At 73.3% G+C, this 18,442-nt stretch carries 16 protein-coding genes; 9 read left to right on the forward strand and 7 right to left on the reverse strand.

Going from position 1 to position 18,442, the window contains the following annotated elements; translation table 11 throughout:
- Positions 1 to 60 precede the first annotated feature (60 nt).
- From manA to KAF39_RS10015, 4 genes are all read left to right on the forward strand, one after another.
- Positions 61 to 1,188, forward strand: a complete 1,128-nt coding sequence (gene manA, locus KAF39_RS10000; RefSeq protein ID WP_210677116.1) for a mannose-6-phosphate isomerase, class I — start codon at positions 61 to 63, stop codon at positions 1,186 to 1,188.
- Between the two features lie 158 nt (positions 1,189 to 1,346).
- A complete protein-coding gene (locus KAF39_RS10005) occupies positions 1,347 to 1,664 on the forward strand; it encodes a WhiB family transcriptional regulator (RefSeq protein ID WP_210677117.1) in 318 nt (105 codons plus the stop codon).
- An 81-nt stretch (positions 1,665 to 1,745) separates the two neighbouring features.
- On the forward strand, positions 1,746 to 4,805 hold the full coding sequence (locus KAF39_RS10010) for a glycosyltransferase (RefSeq protein ID WP_210677118.1): 3,060 nt from the start codon (positions 1,746 to 1,748) through the stop codon (positions 4,803 to 4,805).
- A complete protein-coding gene (locus KAF39_RS10015) occupies positions 4,802 to 6,184 on the forward strand; it encodes a DUF5719 family protein (RefSeq protein ID WP_210677119.1) in 1,383 nt (460 codons plus the stop codon). The genes KAF39_RS10010 and KAF39_RS10015 overlap by 4 nt, the downstream gene beginning before the upstream one ends.
- Positions 6,185 to 6,196: 12 nt before the next feature.
- On the opposite strand, the gene KAF39_RS10020 is transcribed toward KAF39_RS10015, so the two are convergent.
- Positions 6,197 to 6,622: a hypothetical protein gene (locus KAF39_RS10020; protein WP_246878280.1), complete on the reverse strand. Its 426-nt coding sequence runs from the start codon at positions 6,620 to 6,622 to the stop codon at positions 6,197 to 6,199.
- 77 nt (positions 6,623 to 6,699) lie between these two features.
- Between KAF39_RS10020 and KAF39_RS10025 the strand changes: the two genes are divergently transcribed.
- A complete protein-coding gene (locus KAF39_RS10025) occupies positions 6,700 to 6,906 on the forward strand; it encodes a DUF3499 family protein (RefSeq protein ID WP_021199833.1) in 207 nt (68 codons plus the stop codon).
- 49 nt (positions 6,907 to 6,955) lie between these two features.
- Here the strand turns inward: KAF39_RS10025 and KAF39_RS10030 are convergent, their stop codons facing one another.
- Positions 6,956 to 7,765 carry an RDD family protein gene (locus tag KAF39_RS10030; RefSeq protein ID WP_210677120.1) on the reverse strand — a complete coding sequence of 270 codons (810 nt, stop codon included), beginning with the start codon at positions 7,763 to 7,765 and terminating at the stop codon, positions 6,956 to 6,958.
- Positions 7,766 to 7,781: 16 nt separating this feature from the next.
- On the opposite strand from KAF39_RS10030, the gene KAF39_RS10035 reads away from it, so the two are divergent.
- Entirely contained in the window at positions 7,782 to 8,774 is a 993-nt protein-coding gene (locus KAF39_RS10035) for a stage II sporulation protein M (protein WP_210677121.1), read from the forward strand.
- A 15-nt stretch (positions 8,775 to 8,789) separates the two neighbouring features.
- Here KAF39_RS10035 and KAF39_RS10040 read toward each other — a convergent pair whose 3' ends face one another.
- The 5 genes from KAF39_RS10040 to KAF39_RS10060 form a co-directional block, all read right to left on the reverse strand.
- Entirely contained in the window at positions 8,790 to 10,097 is a 1,308-nt protein-coding gene (locus tag KAF39_RS10040) for a DUF58 domain-containing protein (RefSeq protein WP_210677122.1), read from the reverse strand.
- On the reverse strand, positions 10,098 to 11,021 hold the full coding sequence (locus KAF39_RS10045) for a MoxR family ATPase (protein ID WP_246878618.1): 924 nt from the start codon (positions 11,019 to 11,021) through the stop codon (positions 10,098 to 10,100).
- 97 nt (positions 11,022 to 11,118) lie between these two features.
- Positions 11,119 to 12,303 (reverse strand): DUF4350 domain-containing protein, encoded by a 1,185-nt coding sequence (locus KAF39_RS10050; protein WP_210677124.1) that lies wholly within the window; start codon positions 12,301 to 12,303, stop codon positions 11,119 to 11,121.
- The gene (locus tag KAF39_RS10055) at positions 12,300 to 12,929 is read right to left on the reverse strand and encodes a DUF4129 domain-containing protein (RefSeq protein WP_210677125.1); all 630 of its coding nucleotides are present in this window, start codon (positions 12,927 to 12,929) and stop codon (positions 12,300 to 12,302) included. The genes KAF39_RS10050 and KAF39_RS10055 overlap by 4 nt, the downstream gene beginning before the upstream one ends.
- An 8-nt stretch (positions 12,930 to 12,937) precedes the next feature.
- The gene (locus tag KAF39_RS10060; RefSeq protein WP_210677126.1) at positions 12,938 to 14,239 is read right to left on the reverse strand and encodes a glycerophosphoryl diester phosphodiesterase membrane domain-containing protein; all 1,302 of its coding nucleotides are present in this window, start codon (positions 14,237 to 14,239) and stop codon (positions 12,938 to 12,940) included.
- A gap of 95 nt (positions 14,240 to 14,334) precedes the next feature.
- Here KAF39_RS10060 and mtrA point away from each other — a divergent pair, with 95 nt between their 5' ends.
- The 3 genes from mtrA to KAF39_RS10075 are packed head-to-tail and all read left to right on the forward strand — an operon-like array spanning position 14,335 to position 18,420.
- The gene (gene mtrA / locus KAF39_RS10065) at positions 14,335 to 15,015 is read left to right on the forward strand and encodes an MtrAB system response regulator MtrA (protein WP_025103044.1); all 681 of its coding nucleotides are present in this window, start codon (positions 14,335 to 14,337) and stop codon (positions 15,013 to 15,015) included.
- Positions 15,016 to 15,022: 7 nt separating this feature from the next.
- Positions 15,023 to 16,702, forward strand: coding sequence for an MtrAB system histidine kinase MtrB (mtrB, locus tag KAF39_RS10070; RefSeq protein WP_210677127.1), 1,680 nt, complete (start codon positions 15,023 to 15,025; stop codon positions 16,700 to 16,702).
- The gene (locus tag KAF39_RS10075) at positions 16,699 to 18,420 is read left to right on the forward strand and encodes an LpqB family beta-propeller domain-containing protein (protein WP_246878282.1); all 1,722 of its coding nucleotides are present in this window, start codon (positions 16,699 to 16,701) and stop codon (positions 18,418 to 18,420) included. Before mtrB ends, KAF39_RS10075 begins: the two co-directional genes overlap by 4 nt.
- Positions 18,421 to 18,442: the final 22 nt, after the last annotated feature.

The following is an 18,442-nucleotide window of genomic DNA, read 5'->3' on the forward strand; positions in this document are numbered from 1 at the left end:
AGGCTACCGCGACGGGCGCGGATCCGAGCTGTGCGTCGCACCGGGCTCTACGCTGGGGGCATGCTGCGCAGCCTCACGAACGTGCCCCGCGACTACGCCTGGGGATCGCCGTCGCTCCTCGCCGACCTCGAAGGACGCACGCCGACGGGCGTGCCGGAGGCCGAGGTGTGGTTCGGCGACCATCCGGGCGATCCGGCCGACGTCGCCGGCGGGGGCACCCTCGACCAGCTGACCGGAGGCACGCTGCCGTACCTGCTGAAGCTCCTGGCGGCCGGGCGTCCGCTGTCCATCCAGGTGCACCCGACGAAGGAGCAGGCGCAGCAGGGGTGGGCGCGCGAGAGCGCGCTGCCGCTCGATGATCCGCGCCGGAACTATCGCGACGACAACCACAAGCCGGAGCTCATCGTCGCGCTGAGCGATCGCTTCGAGTCGCTCAGCGGTCTGCGGCCGATCCCCGACACCCTGCGCCTGCTCGACCGGCTCGACGACGCCCCCGGCGTGCGGTCCCTGCGCGAGCGGCTCACGGCGGAGGGCGACCCGCTCGGGGACGCCATCGGCTGGCTGCTGGGGGGCGAGGCCGCGCGGGAGGTCGACGAGATCATCGCCGCCGTGACCGACGCCGCCGCGGGGTCCGCGGGCGACGAGCATCCCGCGCTCCGCGCCGTCGCCGCGATCGCCGAGAGCTCTCCCGGCGATCCGGGGGTCGTCGTCGCCCTGCTCATGAACCACCTCGTCCTGCGCCGCGGGGAGGGTGTCTTCCTGCGGGCAGGACTGCTGCACGCCTACCTCTCGGGTCTCGGCGTGGAGATCATGGCGGCGAGCGACAACGTCCTCCGCGGCGGGCTGACGCCCAAGCGCATCGACGTCCCCGAGCTGCTGGCGGTGCTGGACACCACTCCGGGGGAGGTGCCGGTGCTGCGGCCCTCCGGCGACGAGAGCGTGACCACGTATCCGGTGCCGGTGCCGGATTTCGCGCTCCGCCGGGTGGCCCTCGACGGCTCCGCCGTGGAGCTGGACGTGACCGGGCCCACGATGGTGCTGGCCACGGACGGCGCCGTCCGCGTCACCGCGGCATCGGGGGCGGAGCTCGACGTGCCGGTCGGCACCGCCGCCTTCGCCACGGCCGAGGAGCGCGCCCTCACGCTCGCGGGCACGGGGGAGGCATTCATCGCCACGCCCGGGCGATGACCCGGCGCGGCTGCCGCGACACGCCGAGAGACGCTCATGAACCTTCAAGAATCGCTTGAGGGTTTACGATCCGCGACTTGACCCGAGCGAATGACACGGGTGTAATTAGGTGAGCACGGCCCGCCAGGGGGGCGGTTTCTGAAGGGTTGGAGGTCGAGATGACGGGATACCGTTCCGATGTGCCGGAGAACTGGTTCGTCGATCCGGTCAACCTCGGTGTCCCCGGGGTACGCCGGTCCGACCCCGAGGACGACAACGCCCTCGCCTGGCAGAGCGACGCCCTGTGCTCGCAGACCGACCCCGAGGCCTTCTTCCCGGAGAAGGGCGGCTCCACGCGGGACGCGAAGCGGATCTGCACCGCCTGCGACGTCCGCGGCGAGTGCCTCGAGTACGCGCTGGCGAACGACGAGCGCTTCGGCATCTGGGGCGGTCTCTCCGAGCGCGAGCGTCGCAAGCTCAAGCGCCGCGCCAGCTGACCCGTCCCCACGCGCGGCTTCGCGGGCGCGCCGGGAGCGGTGCCCTGCGGCGCGTGACGGCGCGCATAGGCTGACCACGTCATGCCAGCCCGAGTTCATGCCCTCATCGTCGCGCGCCCCGGCCCCTCGGCCCGCGCCCAGCTCCTCCGCACGCTCGAGGCCGTCCGCAGCCAGACGGTCCGTCCTGCCGCGGTCACGCTGATCATGTGCGGCGACGCCGCCACCGCTCGTGAGAGCGAAGCCGTCGCCGCCACCGTCGAGGGCATCATCGAGGCCCGCTCCTCGACGTCGTTCGCCGACGCCGTCGAGCTGGCCCGCCCCCGCGTCCTCGAGGGATCGGCCATCTGGATCCTCGCGCAGGACACGGCGCCGCATCCGCGGGCGCTGGAGCGGCTCACCGGCATGCTGGAACGTTCCCCCTCCGCCGCGATCGTCGCCCCGAAGCTCGTCGCCACCGACAACGACCGGGAGATCGTCTCGCTCGGGGTGAGCATGACCACGTTCGGTCGCTCCGTGGAACTGGCCGCAGGGGAGCTGGACCAGGGGCAGCACGACCGGATGGACGACGCCCTCGGCGCCGACATCCGGGGCATGCTCATCCGCGGCGAGGTCCGCGAGGCCCTGCGCCCCGATCCCGCACTCGCGGGCGCCGACGAGGGTCTCGACCTCGGCGTGCGCGCGCGCCTCGGCGGTGGCCGCGTCGTGCTCGCGCCGGCGGCGCGCGTCTCCGCGGCGCCGGACGGCCCCGCGGCGCTGCCGACCGGACGCTCCCGGCGCGCGTTCGTCACCCGCCTCGCCCAGCTGCACCGACGCCTCGCCTATGCCCCCGCGGCCGCGGTGCCGTTGCACTGGCTGACCTTCCTCCCGCTCGCCCTCTGGCGGTCGATCACGCATCTCGTCGGCAAGCGTCCCGAAGCCGTCCTCCCGGAATGGGGAGCGGCGCTCACGGCGATGATCCGATTCGGCGCGATCACACGATCGCGCTCCCGCATCCGCTCCTTCCGGTCGTCCACCTGGGCCAGCATCGCCCCGCTGCGCGTGACCTCCGCACAACTGCGGCGCCGGCTCGACGACGGACACGGCAGTGAACACGGGGCGGTCAGCGAGCTCCGCTTCTTCTCCGGTGGCGGCGCCTGGGCCGTGCTGGCCGCGCTGGTGGTGAGCATCGCCTCCTTCACCAGCCTCCTCGCCTGGCCGGCGATCGGCGGCGGGGGCCTGCTGCCGCTGCGCGAGACCGTCGGGGCGCTCTGGCAGGACGCCGCCTGGGGCGTACGCGGCCTCGGCATCGACCTCGTCGGCCCGGCGGATCCCTTCGCCGCGGTCGTCGCCGTGCTCGGCTCCCTGTGGCCGGGGGCACCGTCGTTCGCCATGGTCCTGCTCTGGATCCTCGCGCTGCCGCTGGCCGTGCTCGGCGGCTGGTTCGCGGCGACCCGGGTCACCGACCGTTCCGGGCTGCGGATCTTCGCGGGCATCGCCTGGGCCCTCGCCCCGACCTTCCTCACGGCGCTCGTCGACGGGCGACCCGCCGCAGTCCTCGTGCATCTGCTGCTCCCGTGGCTCTTCCACGCGGCGGTCGTCGCGCACCGTTCCTGGGGCGCCGCCGGCAGCGCCTCCCTCCTCCTCGCCGCGGTCGTCGCCTGCGCTCCCGTCCTCGCCCCCGCCCTCGCGCTGTTGTGGGTGGTCGCCCTGGGCATCGTGCTCGGCACGGCGCAGTTCCGCGGCGCCGGACGGTTGCTGTGGCTGCCGCTGCCCACGGTGGTGCTCTTCGCGCCCCTCGCGTTCTGGCAGTTCGCCCACGGCACGCCCCTTGGTCTGTTCGGAGACCCCGGCCTGGTCTGGCCCGGTCCTCAGGCCGCGGCGGATGCCGCCGGGCGTCTCGCGATCGCGACCGGATTCCCGACGACCGACCTCGCCGGCTGGGCGACCGTGCTGCCCGGCACCTGGGCGGCGCTCCTCGGCGCGCCCCTCGCGCTCCTCGCCCTCGGTTCCGCCGTGTCGCCGCGGTGGCGTGCCGGGATCACCCTGCTGGTCGTCGCGCTGACCGGGTTCGCGACCGCATTCCTCGCCGTGGGGATCAGTGTCTCCTTCGCGCAGGGCACGCCGGTGCCGATCTGGCCCGGCACCGGCCTCAGTCTCGCCTGGATCGGCGTGGTGGGCGCAGCGACGGTGACGCTCGACACCGCCCTCACGCTGCCCCGGCTGCGCGCCGCGGCGACCGGCCTGACCGCCGTCGCGCTCGTGGCCTGCGCCGTCCCCGCCCTCACCGCGTTCCACGCCGACCGCACGCTCCTCACGAACGGTCCCGAGTCGACGCTCCCCGCCTACGTGCGTGCGCAGGCCGCCGGGGACCGTCCGGTCGCCACCCTCATCCTCACGCCGCGGAACGACGGCGGTCTCGCCGTCGAGGTCGTGCACGGCGCGAGCGAGACGCTCGGTGCGCAGACCACCCTGCTCTCGACCGCGGTCGAGCCGCAGGGGTCCGACATCTCCACCCTCGCCGTCGACCTGATCTCCGCGCGCGACTTCGATGCGCCGGCGCAGCTGCTCGCGCAGGGGATCAGCTATGTGCTCCTCGCCGAGGAGGCGGGGGAGAGCGACCGAGCGCGCTCCCTGCGCACCGCGTCCGTCGCCGCGATCGACCAGCGGGCAGGACTCGTGCAGGCGGGATCGACCGACCGTGGCGTCCTGTGGCGCCTCGAAGGAGAACCCGCGGCCCCCGCAGGGCTCAGCGCGAGCCAGGAGGGCACGGCGCGACTCGTCCTCACCCTCCAGCTCCTCGTCGTCCTGGCGGCACTGCTCCTCTCCATCCCGACACGCGCGTCCCGGCGCGCCGCCCGCGCGCAGTCGCGCATCGTCGGCCGAGCTCCGGAAGAGCCGCTGGTGCTGCCGCGCCACGCGGAGGACCGTGAGCCCGAGCTGGCGGACGAGCCGCCCGTCGGTGCCGTGGAGGACCCGCAGGACGAGCCGGCCCTCAGCGACGAGGCACTCGCGCCGATCGCCGACGCGGACCCCGTGGACGACGATGCCGCTCCCGCCGACCCGGCGACGGAGGAGGACGACGCCGCGGTCGCCCAGGACGAGGACGGGGGCGCACCCGCCCCGCGCGACCGGGGCACCCGGACCGAGGAGGACGACCGATGACCGGCACTCGCGCATTCCGCGTCGCCGCGACCAGCGCACGGGTCGTGACCGGCGTCGTGGTCGCGGCCGCCTGCGTGCTGGGCGTCGCCGCGGCTGTCCATGCACCGTGGCCGACGGTGACCCACGAACCGGCCCAGGAGCAGGTGACGCCGCTTCCCGGTGACAGCGTCCTGGTGTGCAGCGGGGACTTCCGGGCGCTGGGGCGCAATTCCGCCGCGCCCCTGGAGATGCGCGCGGCGGCGACCTCCGAGTTGACGACGGGGGGCACGAACGGCGCACCGTCGCAGACGGGCCTCGCCGTCCCCGATCTCGTGGACGGCCGCGAGGTGCCCGTGCTGACGGGCGCCGTCGAAGGGCGCACGGCGCCGCTGATCGCCGGAGCCGAATCGTGGACCCTCGCCGCGGACGACATCGCCGGCTTCGCCGCCTCGCCGTGCGGCGTGCCGCGCCTGGAGTCCTGGCTGGTCGGAGGGACGGTCGGGACCGGTGCGGAGGACGTCGTCCTGCTGGCGAACGCCTCCGAGGTCCCTGCGACCGTGACGCTCGCCGTCTACGGGACGGCCCGTGGCGGCCGCACCGTCATCGTTCCCGCGCACACGCAGATCGCGCTCCCGCTCACCTCCTTCGCTGCGGGGAACGATGTCCCGGTCGTCAAGGTGAGCGCCGTGGGCGCTCCCGTCCGCGCCGTGCTGCAGTCCGCCCTGGTGCAGGTGCTCGATCCCGTCGGCGCCGATCAGCAGGAGGCCGTCTCCGGACCGCAGCAGCACCTCGTCCTCCCCGGTGTTCAGGCCTTCGCGGCGGACGGAGACCAGGGCGACATGACCGTGCTGCGCCTGCTCTCTCCCGGAGCGGACGCGCGCGCCGATGTCCGGGTGATCCCGGAGGGCGGTGGGGCCGGCGCCGACGAGTTCACGGTGCCCTTGACGGCGGACGAACCGGCGCAGGTGTCGCTCAGCGGCCTCGAGCCCGGGACGTACACCGTGGAGATCGACGCGGAGGCGCCCGTGGTCGCCGGCGTGCGTCAGCAGGACGGCTTCGGTGCCGACTCGGACTTCGCCTGGGTCACCCCGGCGCCGCAGATCGACGCCGACGTGGCCCTCGCGGTGCCGTCCGGTCCGTCCCCCCGGCTCCTTCTGGCCAACACGTCCGAGGAGGAGGCGGTGGTCACCCTGGAGTCGATCGACGGCGGCGCTCCGCAGGAGGTCGTCGTCGCCGCGGGCGAGACGCGCGGCGTCGACGTGACCGCCGGGACGACCTACCTCCTCCGTCCCACGGGAGAGGTGCACGCCGCGGTGGCGATGACCGCGCCTGGCGCGCTCGCCGTGGTCCCGGTCCCGCCGTCGCCCGGAGTGGAGACGTCGATCACCGTCTACCCCTGACCGCGCCCGTCGTCAGTGGTCGTGTCCGAGATCCCACGGCTCCCGGCCGACGTACTCGGCCGCCGCGCGGAAGACGGCGCTCTCGATCGCCATCCGGCGGTGGGTCGCGTCGTCGTGCCCCGGGGGGAGCAGACGCTCGATCGGGATGCGGAACAGCACGATCCGGCGACGGTCGCGGTCGAGGTGCCAGCGGGGCACCTCGCCGTCGGCCTCGAAGGCGGGGAGCGCACCGATCTCGAAGCGCACGTCCTGAAGCTCCGGCCAGGTGCCGCGCAGGAACTCGACGGCGGTGCCGACCGTGAGGTCGAAGCGGTCGATGCGGCCGTCCAACGGTGCCAGCGGCGGCTTCACGACCTCGCTGCGCCCGAGACGTCCGTGCCGGCCGTGCCGGGCGCCGCGGCGGGCGGCGGACGCGGGGGCGGAACGGCGACGGGGCATGCCGAAAGTCTAGGCGCTGCGGCCGCTCCCGGCGCGGCATCGGCGCCGCGGCCGCGGGGCGTCGTACGCTGACGGAGATGGACGGACGACTGTGCTCGAAGGTCGGCTGCGCGCGGGAAGCGGTGGCCACCCTGACGTATGACTACGGCGACCAGATGGCCGCGCTCGGGCCGCTCGGGGCGGCGAACGACCCGCAGGCCCACGATCTGTGCTCCCCGCACGCCGACCGGCTCTCGGTCCCGGCGGGATGGCTGGTCGTGCGCCACGAGGCTCTCCGCGCCTGAGCGGCCATCGTCCTCGACGACGGTGAGGCCGCTCGCGTGACGGCGGTCGTCAGACGCCCAGTCGGCGACCCGTCAGCCGTTCGGCGCGACGGTCCGAATTCTCCAGCGCCCGCCGTTCGCGTTGCCTCCGCAGAGCGGTGATCCCGACCAGCACGAGCTCGGGCGGCGCGGCGGGAACGGGCGAGACGAAGGGCGCCGCCTCCGTGAGCAGGTCGTGTGCGACGCGCTCCCGCGCGGCCGGGAGCATGCGCGGAGCGCTCACGAGGAACTGCGAGATGCGGCGGGCCAGGCGGTCGGGGAGGCGGGCGACATCGGCGACCTGCGCCCAGCCGGTCAGCGCGGGCGGCAGTGTCGGCGGCAGCGTCACGAGCGCGGGGGTGCGCACGCGCTGACTGTACGTGCCGGCGACGAGATCGCCGAGGCGCTGGGATCGAGAGGTGAACGCCCCGACGAGGACCGCGAGCCCACCGAAGGTGAGGTAGATCTCGAGGACTCCGAGCAGGGCGCGGACGAAGGCGTGGCGGAATCCGGCCGCGCCGCCGTCCACCCGCACGATCCGGCCGCCGACGGCGAGCTTTCCGAGGCTGCGTCCTCTGAGCGCGACCTCCATCGTGAGGGGGAGGACGACGAAGCTGAGGACGAGCGAGGCGACGAGCGCGATGCGGTCGGTGGCGTCGTCGAGGACGCCGATGTCGAGCAGCCAGAGGCGCAGGAAGATCGACCCGATGAAGACGGCGTAGCCGAGGAGCATGTCGATGACCGCTCCCGCCGCCCGCAGGAGGAAACCCACGGGCTGCACGTCGATCGCGACCGCTTCCCCGGAGAGCACCTCGTCGGAGACGTCGATCTGCGCGGACATGAGTACAGTAAATCAGGTGGATGCCGATGCCCTCACCGACGCGCGCCGGTCCGAATGGGAGCGGCTGGACGCCCTCAGCCGGGCCCGGCTGGACGGGGCGGGCGTGGACGAGCTCATCGTCCGGTACCGGGCCGCCTCCGCCGACCTGGCGGAGCTGAAGACGTCCGTCGGGGACTCGCCGCAGGGCGCGTACCTGTCGACCATCCTCGTGCGGGCCCGGCTCCGTCTCACCGGTGCCTCGGACAGCGTCCTCACGCAGACATCGCGCTTCTTCCGCCTCCAACTGCCGGCGGCGCTGTACCGCCTCCGCCGGACCACCCTGGTCATCGCCCTCGCCTTCGTGGCGGTCGCCGTCGGCACAGCGGCATGGATCGCGAGCGACCCCGCGCTCGTCGCCACCCTGGGGCCACCCGATGCGCTCCAGCAGTACGCGGACGAGAGCTTCACCGGGTACTACACCGAGAACCCCGCCGCGGTGTTCATGGGGATGGTGTGGACGAACAACGCCTGGATCGCGATGCAATGCGTGCTGTTCGGGGTGACCGGGATCTGGCCCGTCTACATGCTCGTGCAGAACGCCCTGGGTCTCGGCACGTCCGGCGCGGTGATGGCGATCCACGACAAGGCCGACCTCATGGTCCTGTACATCCTTCCGCACGGCATGCTGGAGATGACGTGCATCTTCGTCGCCGCGGCCGCCGGCCTGCACATGTTCTGGGCCTGGGTCGTTCCGGGACACCGCACCCGGGGCGAGGCGCTCGCCGAAGAGGGCAGGGCGCTGGCCACCGTCGCCCTGGGGCTGGTGTTCGCGCTGTTCCTGTCGGGTCTCGTGGAGGGTTTCGTGACGGGATGGGCACTGCCCTGGCCGATCAAGATCGGCATCGGCGCGGCGGCGCTCGCGGTGTTCCTCATCTACATGCTCGTGGTCGGGCGGCGCGCGTACCGGCTCGGCGAGACCGGCGACCTCGTCGAGTACGAATCGGGCACGCCCCGGCTCGTCGCGGGCTGACGTCCCCGGCCGAGGTCAGAGCCGACCGGCGGCCTTGAGCTCGAGGTAGCGGTCCGCGATCCGCGGCGGGAGGTCGTCGGGATCGGCGGCGATCGCCTCTCCTCCGGCCCGGCGGATCGCGTCCGCGACGTTCTCCGCGTCCCGGAGGGTGCGCTCGGCCGCCGCGGCGAGGTACACGTCCTCCCGGGAGTCCCTGGCACGGGCGAGCGCGGCGATGCCGTCGTCCGTGACCGAGCCGACGAGCACGGTCAGGGCGCGTGAGGCGGTCGGGAACGCCCCGAGGAAGCCGCGCGCGGACTCCGCCGCGTCCTGCGCCGTGAGGACGACGAGGAGCGACGGGCGAGTGGTCAGCGTCCGCACCGCCGCGAACGCGGAGGGCCAGTCGGTGTCGACGAGACGAGCGTGCACGGGGGCCATGGCGTCGGTGAGAGCCGGGAGCAGCGCGGCCCCGTCCACCCCGGTGACCCGCGCCCGGGTGACGCGGTCGTGCATCAGGAGGTGGACGTGGTCGCCCGCCCGCGCCGCGAGGGCGGACAGCAGGAGCGCGGCCTCGAGTGCCGCGTCGAGCCGGGTGCCGTCGCCCACCCGGGCGGCGGCCGTCCGCCCGGTGTCGACGAGGATGACGACGTGCCGATCGCGCTCGGGGCGCCAGGTGCGGAGCATGGTGGTGCCCGCCCTGGCCGTCGCCCGCCAGTCGATCGAGCGCACGTCGTCGCCACGGACGTACTCGCGCAGCGAGTCGAACTCGGTGCCCTGCCCGCGCACCTGGATGCTCGTGTTCCCGTCCAGCTCCCGCAGGCGTGCCAGTCGCGAGGGCAGGTGCTTGCGCGAGGAGAACGCCGGCAGCACGCGGATCGCGCCCCGGACGGGATGCCGTGACTGCCGTCCGGCCAGCCCCAGTGGTCCGCGGGAGCGGAGCACGACGAAGGCGCTCACGAGCTCGCCGCGGCGTCGCGGGCGGAGGGGGATGTCGACGCGCCGTCGCTCGCCGGGCGGGATGCGCAGCCGCTGGCGTTCCTCGGGGGCACCGGCCGTGGGCTGCCAGGCGTCGCGCAGGAGGAGATCGAGCGTCCGCGATCCGCGATTCTGGACCGCCACGCTGACCGGCACCGTTTCGCCGAGCCGGGCGCGCACCGGCACCCGGCGGGTCACCGTCGCCGCGCGCGGGGCGCCGGCGCGGATGACATCGACAGCGACGAGGAGGAGGCAGAGGCCGATCCACCCGCCCAGCACGGCGTACGGCGGGTACCCCGCCAGCCCGGCGAGGACCAGGGGCGCGATGCCGACGGCGAGGGCGACGGCGAGACGACCGGTGACGAACACCTAGATCGGGACCCGGGTCTGCTGCACGACCGACGTCAGCACGGCGTCCGCGGAGACGCCCTCCATCTGCGCATCCGGGCGGAGTTGGAGGCGATGCCGCCACACGGGGACGAGCATGGTCTGCACGTGATCGGGCGTGACGGCGGAGGAGGCGTTGAGCCAGGCCCACGCCTTCGCCGCCGCGAGCAGCCCGGTCGAGGCGCGCGGGCTGGCGCCGAGCTCGACCGAAGGGGACTGCCGGGTCGCGCGGGCGAGGTCGACCACGTAGCCGAGCACATCGTCGGTGACCTCCACCCGGGCGGCGGCGCGCTGGGCGGCGCGGATCTCGTCGGCGCCGATCACGGCCTCGACCCCGGTCAGCTCACGGGGCGAGAAGCCCTGGGCGTGCCGGCGCAGCACCGAGACCTCGGCGTCGCGCTCCGGCATCCCGACGACCAGCTTCATCAGGAAGCGGTCGAGCTGCGCCTCTGGCAGCGAGTAGGTGCCCTCGTGCTCGACGGGGTTCTGCGTCGCGGCGACGAGGAACGGGTCGGGGAGGGGTCGACTGACGCCGTCCGCGGACACCTGTCGCTCCTCCATCGCCTCCAGCAGCGCGGCCTGGGTCTTCGGGGGCGTGCGGTTGATCTCGTCTGCGAGCAGGATGTGCGTGAACACCGGTCCGGCACGGAAGTCGAACTCCCCGGTGCGGGCGTCGTAGACGAGCGATCCCGTCACGTCGCCCGGCATCAGGTCGGGCGTGAACTGCACGCGTTTCGTGTCCAGGCCGAGCGCACGGGCGAAGGAGCGGACGATGAGGGTCTTCGCGACGCCCGGCACACCCTCGAGCAGCACGTGGCCGCGTGCGAGCAGCGCGACGAGGAGGCCGGTGACGGTGCCGGCCTGGCCGACCACCGCCTTGTCGACCTCGGTGCGCACGCAGTGCATGGCCTGCCGCAGGGCGGCGTCGTCGGCGGGACTGTTCTCGTCGGTCACGGGTTCTCCTCGGCGTCGGTCGGGAAGGGGAAGCGGGGCGGGCGAGCGCTCATGTCTCGCCGGGTGGGGTCTGCAGGGTCCCCTCGACCGCGGTCTCGAGGTCGTCGAGACGCCGGGCGAAGGCGACGAGGGCGGCATCGTCCGCGGGCGGCGGTCCGGATAGCAGGCTCTGCAGCGAGCCGCGGGGCACCCGGAGCCGGTCGGCCGCGGCGTCGGCGACCTCGTCGGTCCCCGCGTTCACCGCGAGCCCGAGCCGGCGGGCCAGGCGGCGTCTGGTGCCGTCGCGCAGCGCCTCCGCCGCATGGGGGGCGTCGGCGGCCTTGGCGGTGAGTCGCGCGCGTCCGTGCATGGTCTCCGAGGCGCGGACGGTGACCGGGAGCGTCTCCGCGACGAGGGGACCGAAACGCCGGCCGCGGGCGGCGGCGATCGCGATCCCCGCCGCGAGGAGGAGGAGGATGGCAGGGGTGACCCATTCCGGTGTGAGGCTCCCCAGGGTGTCCGGGGTCGTGCCCGGGATGTCGGTGTCCTCCCACGACGGGACGTACCAGACGACCCGTTCCGTCTGGCCCAGCAGGGCGAGCGCGAGCGCGGCGTTGCCGTCGTCGGCGAGGGTGGCGTTGCTGAAGAGCCTGACGCCCTCGACGACGGAGCGGTGCCCGTCGCGGTCGTCCACGAGCACGGCGGCGGCGTCGCCGTCGCCGAAGCAGCCGGTGACCCCCGGGGCCGGCGAGAAGAGACGGTCGGGACGGATCCGGCCCACCTCTGCGAAGGCGGGAACGGCGCAGTCCGCGGATGCGGACGCCACGGAGCCCGATGCGTTCTCCCCGACCCCGAGCTCGCTGAGCAGATGAGTGCTCGTCGAGAGGAAGACGATCCGATCGGCAGGGGCGAGGAGAGCCGCCAGTGCGTCGTCGGACAGTGCGACGGGATTGGTCAGCGCGAGGGTGCTGTCCTCGTCCACGGCGGCCGCGGCCTCCGCCCGGGAGCGGACCACGTCGACCTCGATCCCCTGGTCGCGGAGGATCTCCGCGAGCGCGAGCGCGCCGGTGTCCGCCCGGCTCTCCGGATCGAGTGTGCCGCGGGCACCGGGGGCACTCGCCACCAGCTGGGAGGCCGCGAGGGCGACGGCGAGCACGAGCACGGCGATGAGGAGCCAGCCTCCGAGGGAGGCGGCGCGGCGGCGTGGGCGCTCCGCGGTGGCGACGTCGACATCGGACGCGGCGGTCGTCGTCATGCGGGCACCGCCTCGGGGCGGTGGGTGCGGAGCCGCTCGTCCGTCGCGGCGAGGTGGCGGTAGTCGTCCTCGCGCGCGGGGTGCCGCAGGTAGCGCACGTCGTCGAACGAGGCGGCGGCGCGACGCAGGGCCTCGGCCTCATCGGCGAAGACCGCGCTCGCGGATCGCGCGATCGACTGGGCGGTGGCGCCGGGGACGGGGTCGATGAGATCGCGTTCAAGGAGGCTGCGAGCGATCGCCCGGTAGCGCAGCACGACCGCGGCATCCCAGTCTCCCTGCCGGGCGCTGCGCTCGGCCTCGGCCCTGAGCTGCGCCGCGCTCCGGTCGTCCTCGGCGCCGAGGAGGTCGCCGTGCGGGCGGCGGACGGCCCGTGAGCGGCGCGGGCGCCCCCACACGATGAGCGCGGTGACGAGGGCAGCGGCGATGAGCACCGTGACGACGATCAGTGCCGTGGGACCGACGCTGGCGCCGTTGTCGGCGCTGAAGAGGTCGGTCAGGAAGCGCATCACGTCGCGGGCGAACAGATCGAACCAGGTGGGTTTCGCGTCGGCGTACTGCGGACGGGAGAGCTCCTCCTCCGCCCAGCGGCGTGCCTCATCGCCGTCCGGGACGAAGACGTCGTCCAAGCGCCGCATCATGGCTGTGCGTCGGAACCCGGAGCCGTCCACCCGGTGCCGGCGTCGGGTGCGGGCGGCGCGGACGGGGCGGGCGGCGGTGGCGGTGCGAAGGCGGACGGCGCGGCCGGGGGAGCAGGCGGTGAGGCGGGGAACGGCGGGGCACCGACCGTGCCGCCGGCGGCGGAAGGGGGGAAGCCGTAGCCCTGGGTCATCATGACGTGCTCGGGCACCTGACGCGGCGGCGGCGCGCTGCTGACGGCGCGCGCGGGGTCGACCGCGAACGGGTCGCCGAGCTGCTCCTCCGGCACGCCGAGGTCGCGGCGTTCCACGTGCGAGAGGAGCGTCTGGTCGAGTCCCTCGTAGCGCATCCGGCAGTCGAGGTACACGAGCACACCGCCCGTGCTCTGCACGACGATGGTGATGGCCTGGAGGATGAGGAGCAGCACCTGCGGGGCGAGGAGCGCGAAGACGTAGGCGATGACGGCGCTCGGCTCGCTCGCGCCGGTCGGGGCGATGACCGTCCCGAGGAACGAGGAGAACATCGCGGTCGGGAAGCTGACCACCTGCATCGCGAGCCCCATGATGAGGCTGATGAGGAACGTGACGCCGAAGGCCACCCAGAAGCGCCCGCGGGTCAGGCGCCAGGACCGCACGAAAGCCTCGCGGAAGCGCGCGCGCTCCAGGACGAGGATCGAGGGCACGAGCAGCAGCTTGGTCGACAGCCACACCGTCAGCGGGATCGCGGCGAGGGCCAGGAGGACGACGACGAGCACGACGATCCCGATCATCTCCGGTGTGCCGCCCAGACCGCCCGCGATGAGGGCGGCGATGACCGCCGCGACGATCGCGAGGCCGCCGAAGAGCGCGAGCACCGAGAGCGACGCGAATCCGGCCAGCCGCCAGAACGCGGGGAGCATCCGCCGCCAGAGCATCCCCAGCGTGGCCTTCACCCCGACCGTCGCATAGCCGACCTCGGCCGCCACGACCCCCTGCATCATCGCGGTGAAGGCGATGGACGCGAGGCCGACGACGAGCCCGGCGATGAGGTTGATCGCGATCGTGCCGGCGAGCACCGCCTCGAAGTCGGGAGAGGAGGGGGAGACCGTCTCCAGTCGGGAGAAGGTGGTGAACAGCACGACGCCCATCACGCCCGCGGTGGCGATCACGACGATGAGCTGGATGACGACGGCGAACCCGAACAGGACCTTGGGGTTGTGCCGGAGGGCCGCGAACGCCTTGCCCAGGAGCATGCCGAAGGTCAGGGGATGAAGGGGGATGATGCCCTTCTTGGGGGCTGGGGTCCACGTCTGGCCGCTCACGGGCCTCCCTCCGTCGTGCGCTCCCATCGTGTCATATCAGCGTGCTGACGCGCAGACCTGCGGAGGGCGGTACTCGGTGCCATAAGGTAACAGTTATGACCTCACGCATCCTTGTGGTCGACGACGACACCGCGCTCGCCGAGATGATCGGCATCGTGCTGCGCACCGAGGGATTCGAGCCGGTGTTCTGCGCGGACGGTGCCCGCGCGGTCGACGAGTGGCGCGCGCAGCGCCCCGACCTGGTGCTGCTCGACCTGATGCTGCCCGGAATGGACGGCATCGAGATCTGCACGCGCATCCGCGCCGAGTCCGGGGTGCCGATCATCATGCTGACCGCGCGCAGCGACACCGCGGATGTCGTCCGGGGGCTCGAGGTCGGCGCGGACGACTACATGGTCAAGCCGTTCAATCCGAAGGAGCTCGTGGCCCGCATCCGCACCCGGCTGCGTCCCACTCCGCAGGCCTCCAGCGAACAACTGCGCATCGGAGACCTCACGGTCGACGTGGACGCGCACGAGGTGCGTCGCGGCACGACGCCGATCGCCCTCACGCCGCTGGAGTTCCAGCTCCTCGTGGCGCTCGCGTCCAAGCCGCAGCAGGTGTTCTCGCGCGAGATGCTGCTGGAGCAGGTCTGGGGCTACCACTACAAGGCCGACACGCGGCTCGTGAACGTGCACGTGCAGCGCCTGCGGGCCAAGGTCGAGCTCGACCCGGACAACCCCAAGATCGTCATGACGGTGCGGGGCGTCGGCTACCGCGCCGGCAGCGTCACCTAGGACCGCGATGGCCGCGACGACAGCGACCACGGCCGTCGCGGTGCTGCGCGACTGGCGCGGCTGGCCGGATGTGCTGGCGGCGCTGTGGCGGCGTTCGCTGCGGTTCCGCACCCTGGCGATCACCCTGCTGGCGACGTCGCTGGCGATCTTCATCACCTGCGTGACGATGGCGCTGGTGATCCAGAACGATCTCTTCGTGTCGCGGAAGAACGTCGCACTCGAGGACGCCCGCCGTGCCGTGGATCAGGCGCAGTCGCTCCTCGACATCGCGGCGGTGGGCGACGACCCGGCGGCGCTGACCGACATGTGGAACAGCATCCCGGACACCCTCTCGCGGACGTCGAGCGCGGATCAGCTCGCGGGTTTCAAGATCCCGGACGGCACGGGCACCGTGCGGCTCAACGGGTTCACGGCCGGCCTCACGCCGGACCTGCTCAGTCCGGAGCTGCAGGCCAGGGTCCGCGAGCTGGACTACGTGCAGTCGTGGCAGTCGGTGGCCCTGCCCACCGAGGACGGCGGCGTCGTCCCGGGGATCGTCGTCGGGCAGCAGCTGCAGGTGCCCCAGGCCGGTGCCTTCGAGATCTACTTCGCGTACGACCTCGCGGACGCCGATCAGACGCTGGTCTTCGTGCAGCGCACGCTGTGGATCGCCGGCATCGGACTGGTGGCGATCGTCGCCGCCATCTCCTGGATCGTGCTGCGGACCGTGTCGACACCCATCGTGCAGGCCGCGGAGACCAGCGCGCGGCTCGCCGCCGGCGACCTCGGGGTCCGGCTGGAGGTGCACGGCGAGGACGAGCTGGCGACGCTCGGACGGTCCTTCAACGCGATGGCCGACAGTATCGAGGCGCAGATCAAGGAGCTCGGCGAGCTGTCGATGGTGCAGCAGCGCTTCGTGTCCGACGTGTCGCACGAGCTGCGGACCCCGTTGACGACGATCAGGCTCGCGGCGGACATGCTGAACGATCAGCGCGACGACTTCGACCCGACGACCGCGCGCACCGCCGAGCTCCTGCACGCGCAGGTCCAGCGGTTCGAGACGCTCCTGGCGGATCTTCTGGAGATCAGCCGCTACGACGCCGGGTCGGTGCAGCTCGAGCTGGAGGCGACCAGCCTCGCGCAGCTCGCGGAGGACATCATCGAGCAGATGCGTCCCCTCGCGGAGCAGCACGGCACCGAGATCCGGCTCGTGGCACCGGGCGGCTACTCGCCGGTGGACATGGATCCGCGGCGGGTGCGCCGGGTGCTGCGCAACCTCATCGGCAATGCGATCGAGCACGGCGAGGGCCGCCCGGTCGTCGTGACCGTCGACAGCAACCAGCATGCGGTGGCGGCGGGCGTGCGCGACTTCGGCCTCGGGATGGAGCCCGGGGACGCGGAACGCGTCTTCGACAGGTTCTGGCGCGCCGACCCGTCGCGTCAGCGCACGATCGGGGGTACGGGCCTGGGGCTGTCGATCGCTCTCGGCGACGCCACCCTCCACGGTGGCACCCTGGCGGTCTGGTCGGAGCTCGGGGTCGGTTCGCACTTCGTGCTCACCATCCCTCGACACGACCGCGTCCTCGACGGGCCCAGTCCGATCCCGGTGGAACCGCAGGAGCCGCTCGCGGAGCTCGGCGATGCCACCCAGCCGATCTCGATCGCCGAGACCTACTCTGATCTTCTCGACGGGAAGGAGCAGCCATGAGCGGTGCACAGGTGCGTCGGCGCGCGGTGCGCGGGCTCGCGCTCGCGCTCGTCGCTCTGCTGCTCCCGGCGTGTGCCGGTCTGCCCACGAGCGGGGACGTCGCGGTCGGCCTCGAGCTGGGGGAGTCGCCCGACGACGTCGACGTCCTTCCCGTCGCGTCGGGCCCGATCGCGGGCGCCGGGCCGGCGGAGATCGTCGAGGGGTTCCTCGAGGCCGGGATCACCACTTCCGACAACTGGGCGACGGCTAGGGAGTTCCTGGCGCCGTCGCTGCAGCGCAGTTGGCGTCCGTCGGCCGGCGTGTCGGTCGATGCCGGTCCCGAGGCGCGCACCGTGACGTCGGACGTGGCCGCGGACGAGGCGGATGAGGCCGAAGAGGCCGAGGTGCAGGTGCTCCTCGAACTCGTCGCGAGCGTCGACGAGTCGGGCGCCTACAGCGACGCGCCGGGGGACTCGAGCGTGCCGTTCTCTCTCGAGCGTCAGGAGAGCGGGGAATGGCGCATCACCCAGGCGCCGGACGGCGTGGTGATCGACGAAGCGCGGTTCCCGGACGTCTTCGAGGGGTACTCCCTGCAGTGGTTCGACGCCCGCTGGTCCCGGCTGGTCCCCGACATGCGCTGGTTCCCGCGACGCCAGAGTCCCGCGACGACGGTCACCCAGGCCCTCGTCGGCGGCACCCCCGCGGAGTGGCTCGACCCGGCGGTGCAGACCGCGTTCCCGGCGGACGTGCAGCTGGCGCAGGATGCGGTGCTGATCACCGCGCAGGTGGCCGAGGTGGCGCTGACGCGCCCGGCGGCCGGCCTGGACAAGACGACTCTGGCACGGATGCGCACGCAGCTGCAGGCGACGCTGAAGGGCGCCGGCGTGAACATCACCCAGGTCCGCTTCAGCGTGGACGGCAGGGCGCTCGACGCCGATCTCGTCGAACTCGCCGGGACCTCGCCGGAACCGGGGACGCTCGTGCTGAAGGACGGGGCGTTCGGACGCATCGTCGGCGATGAGATCGCGCCGATCCCCGCGGTCAGCGCGCAGATCCTCGCGATGCCGCCGCCGATCCGGTCCATCGACGTCGCGGCGGACGACGCCACCGCGGCGGTGATGCTGGACGACGGGCACGTGTATCTGGTGGGCAAGGACTCGCGCGACGAGCTCGATGCGCGCCCCGGGCTCATTCAGCCGTCCCTCGATCCCTACGGGTACGTGTGGTCCGTCCCCGCCGGGGCCCCGCAGGCCGTGCAGGCGATCGGCGCCGACGTCGTCGCGCACGCGGTCGCCGGTGCGTGGCCGAGCGCCTCGTCGATCTCCGATCTGCGCGTCTCCGCCGACGGCGCCCGCGTCGCCGCGGTCGTCGTCGTGGGCGGACAGCGCTGGGTGGCGGTCGCCGCGGTCGTCCGCGATGACGCGGGGGTCCCGACGGAGCTGGGGGAGCTGCGCCCGCTTCGGCAGCTCACCGAGTCGACGACCGGGCTCGTCTGGCTCGGCGCGGACCGGCTGGCCGTGCTGACCGCCTCGACCGCGCCGCGGCTCATCGTGCAGCCGGTCGGCGGGCCCGGGACGGCGGAGAGCGCACCGAGCGACGCCGCGGAGGTCGCCGGTGCGCGCACCGCGGCGGGAGTGCGCATCCTGGACGCCACGGGGCAGCTGTTCGCCCACGCGGGCTCGGCGTGGCGTGAGGTCACCGAGGGCGTCTCCGTCCTCGCCACGCGCGCCGGCGAGTGACTGCTCCTCCACGGAGACGGCG

This window comes from Microbacterium sp. BLY, assembly GCF_017939615.1.
Classification (GTDB): domain Bacteria; phylum Actinomycetota; class Actinomycetes; order Actinomycetales; family Microbacteriaceae; genus Microbacterium.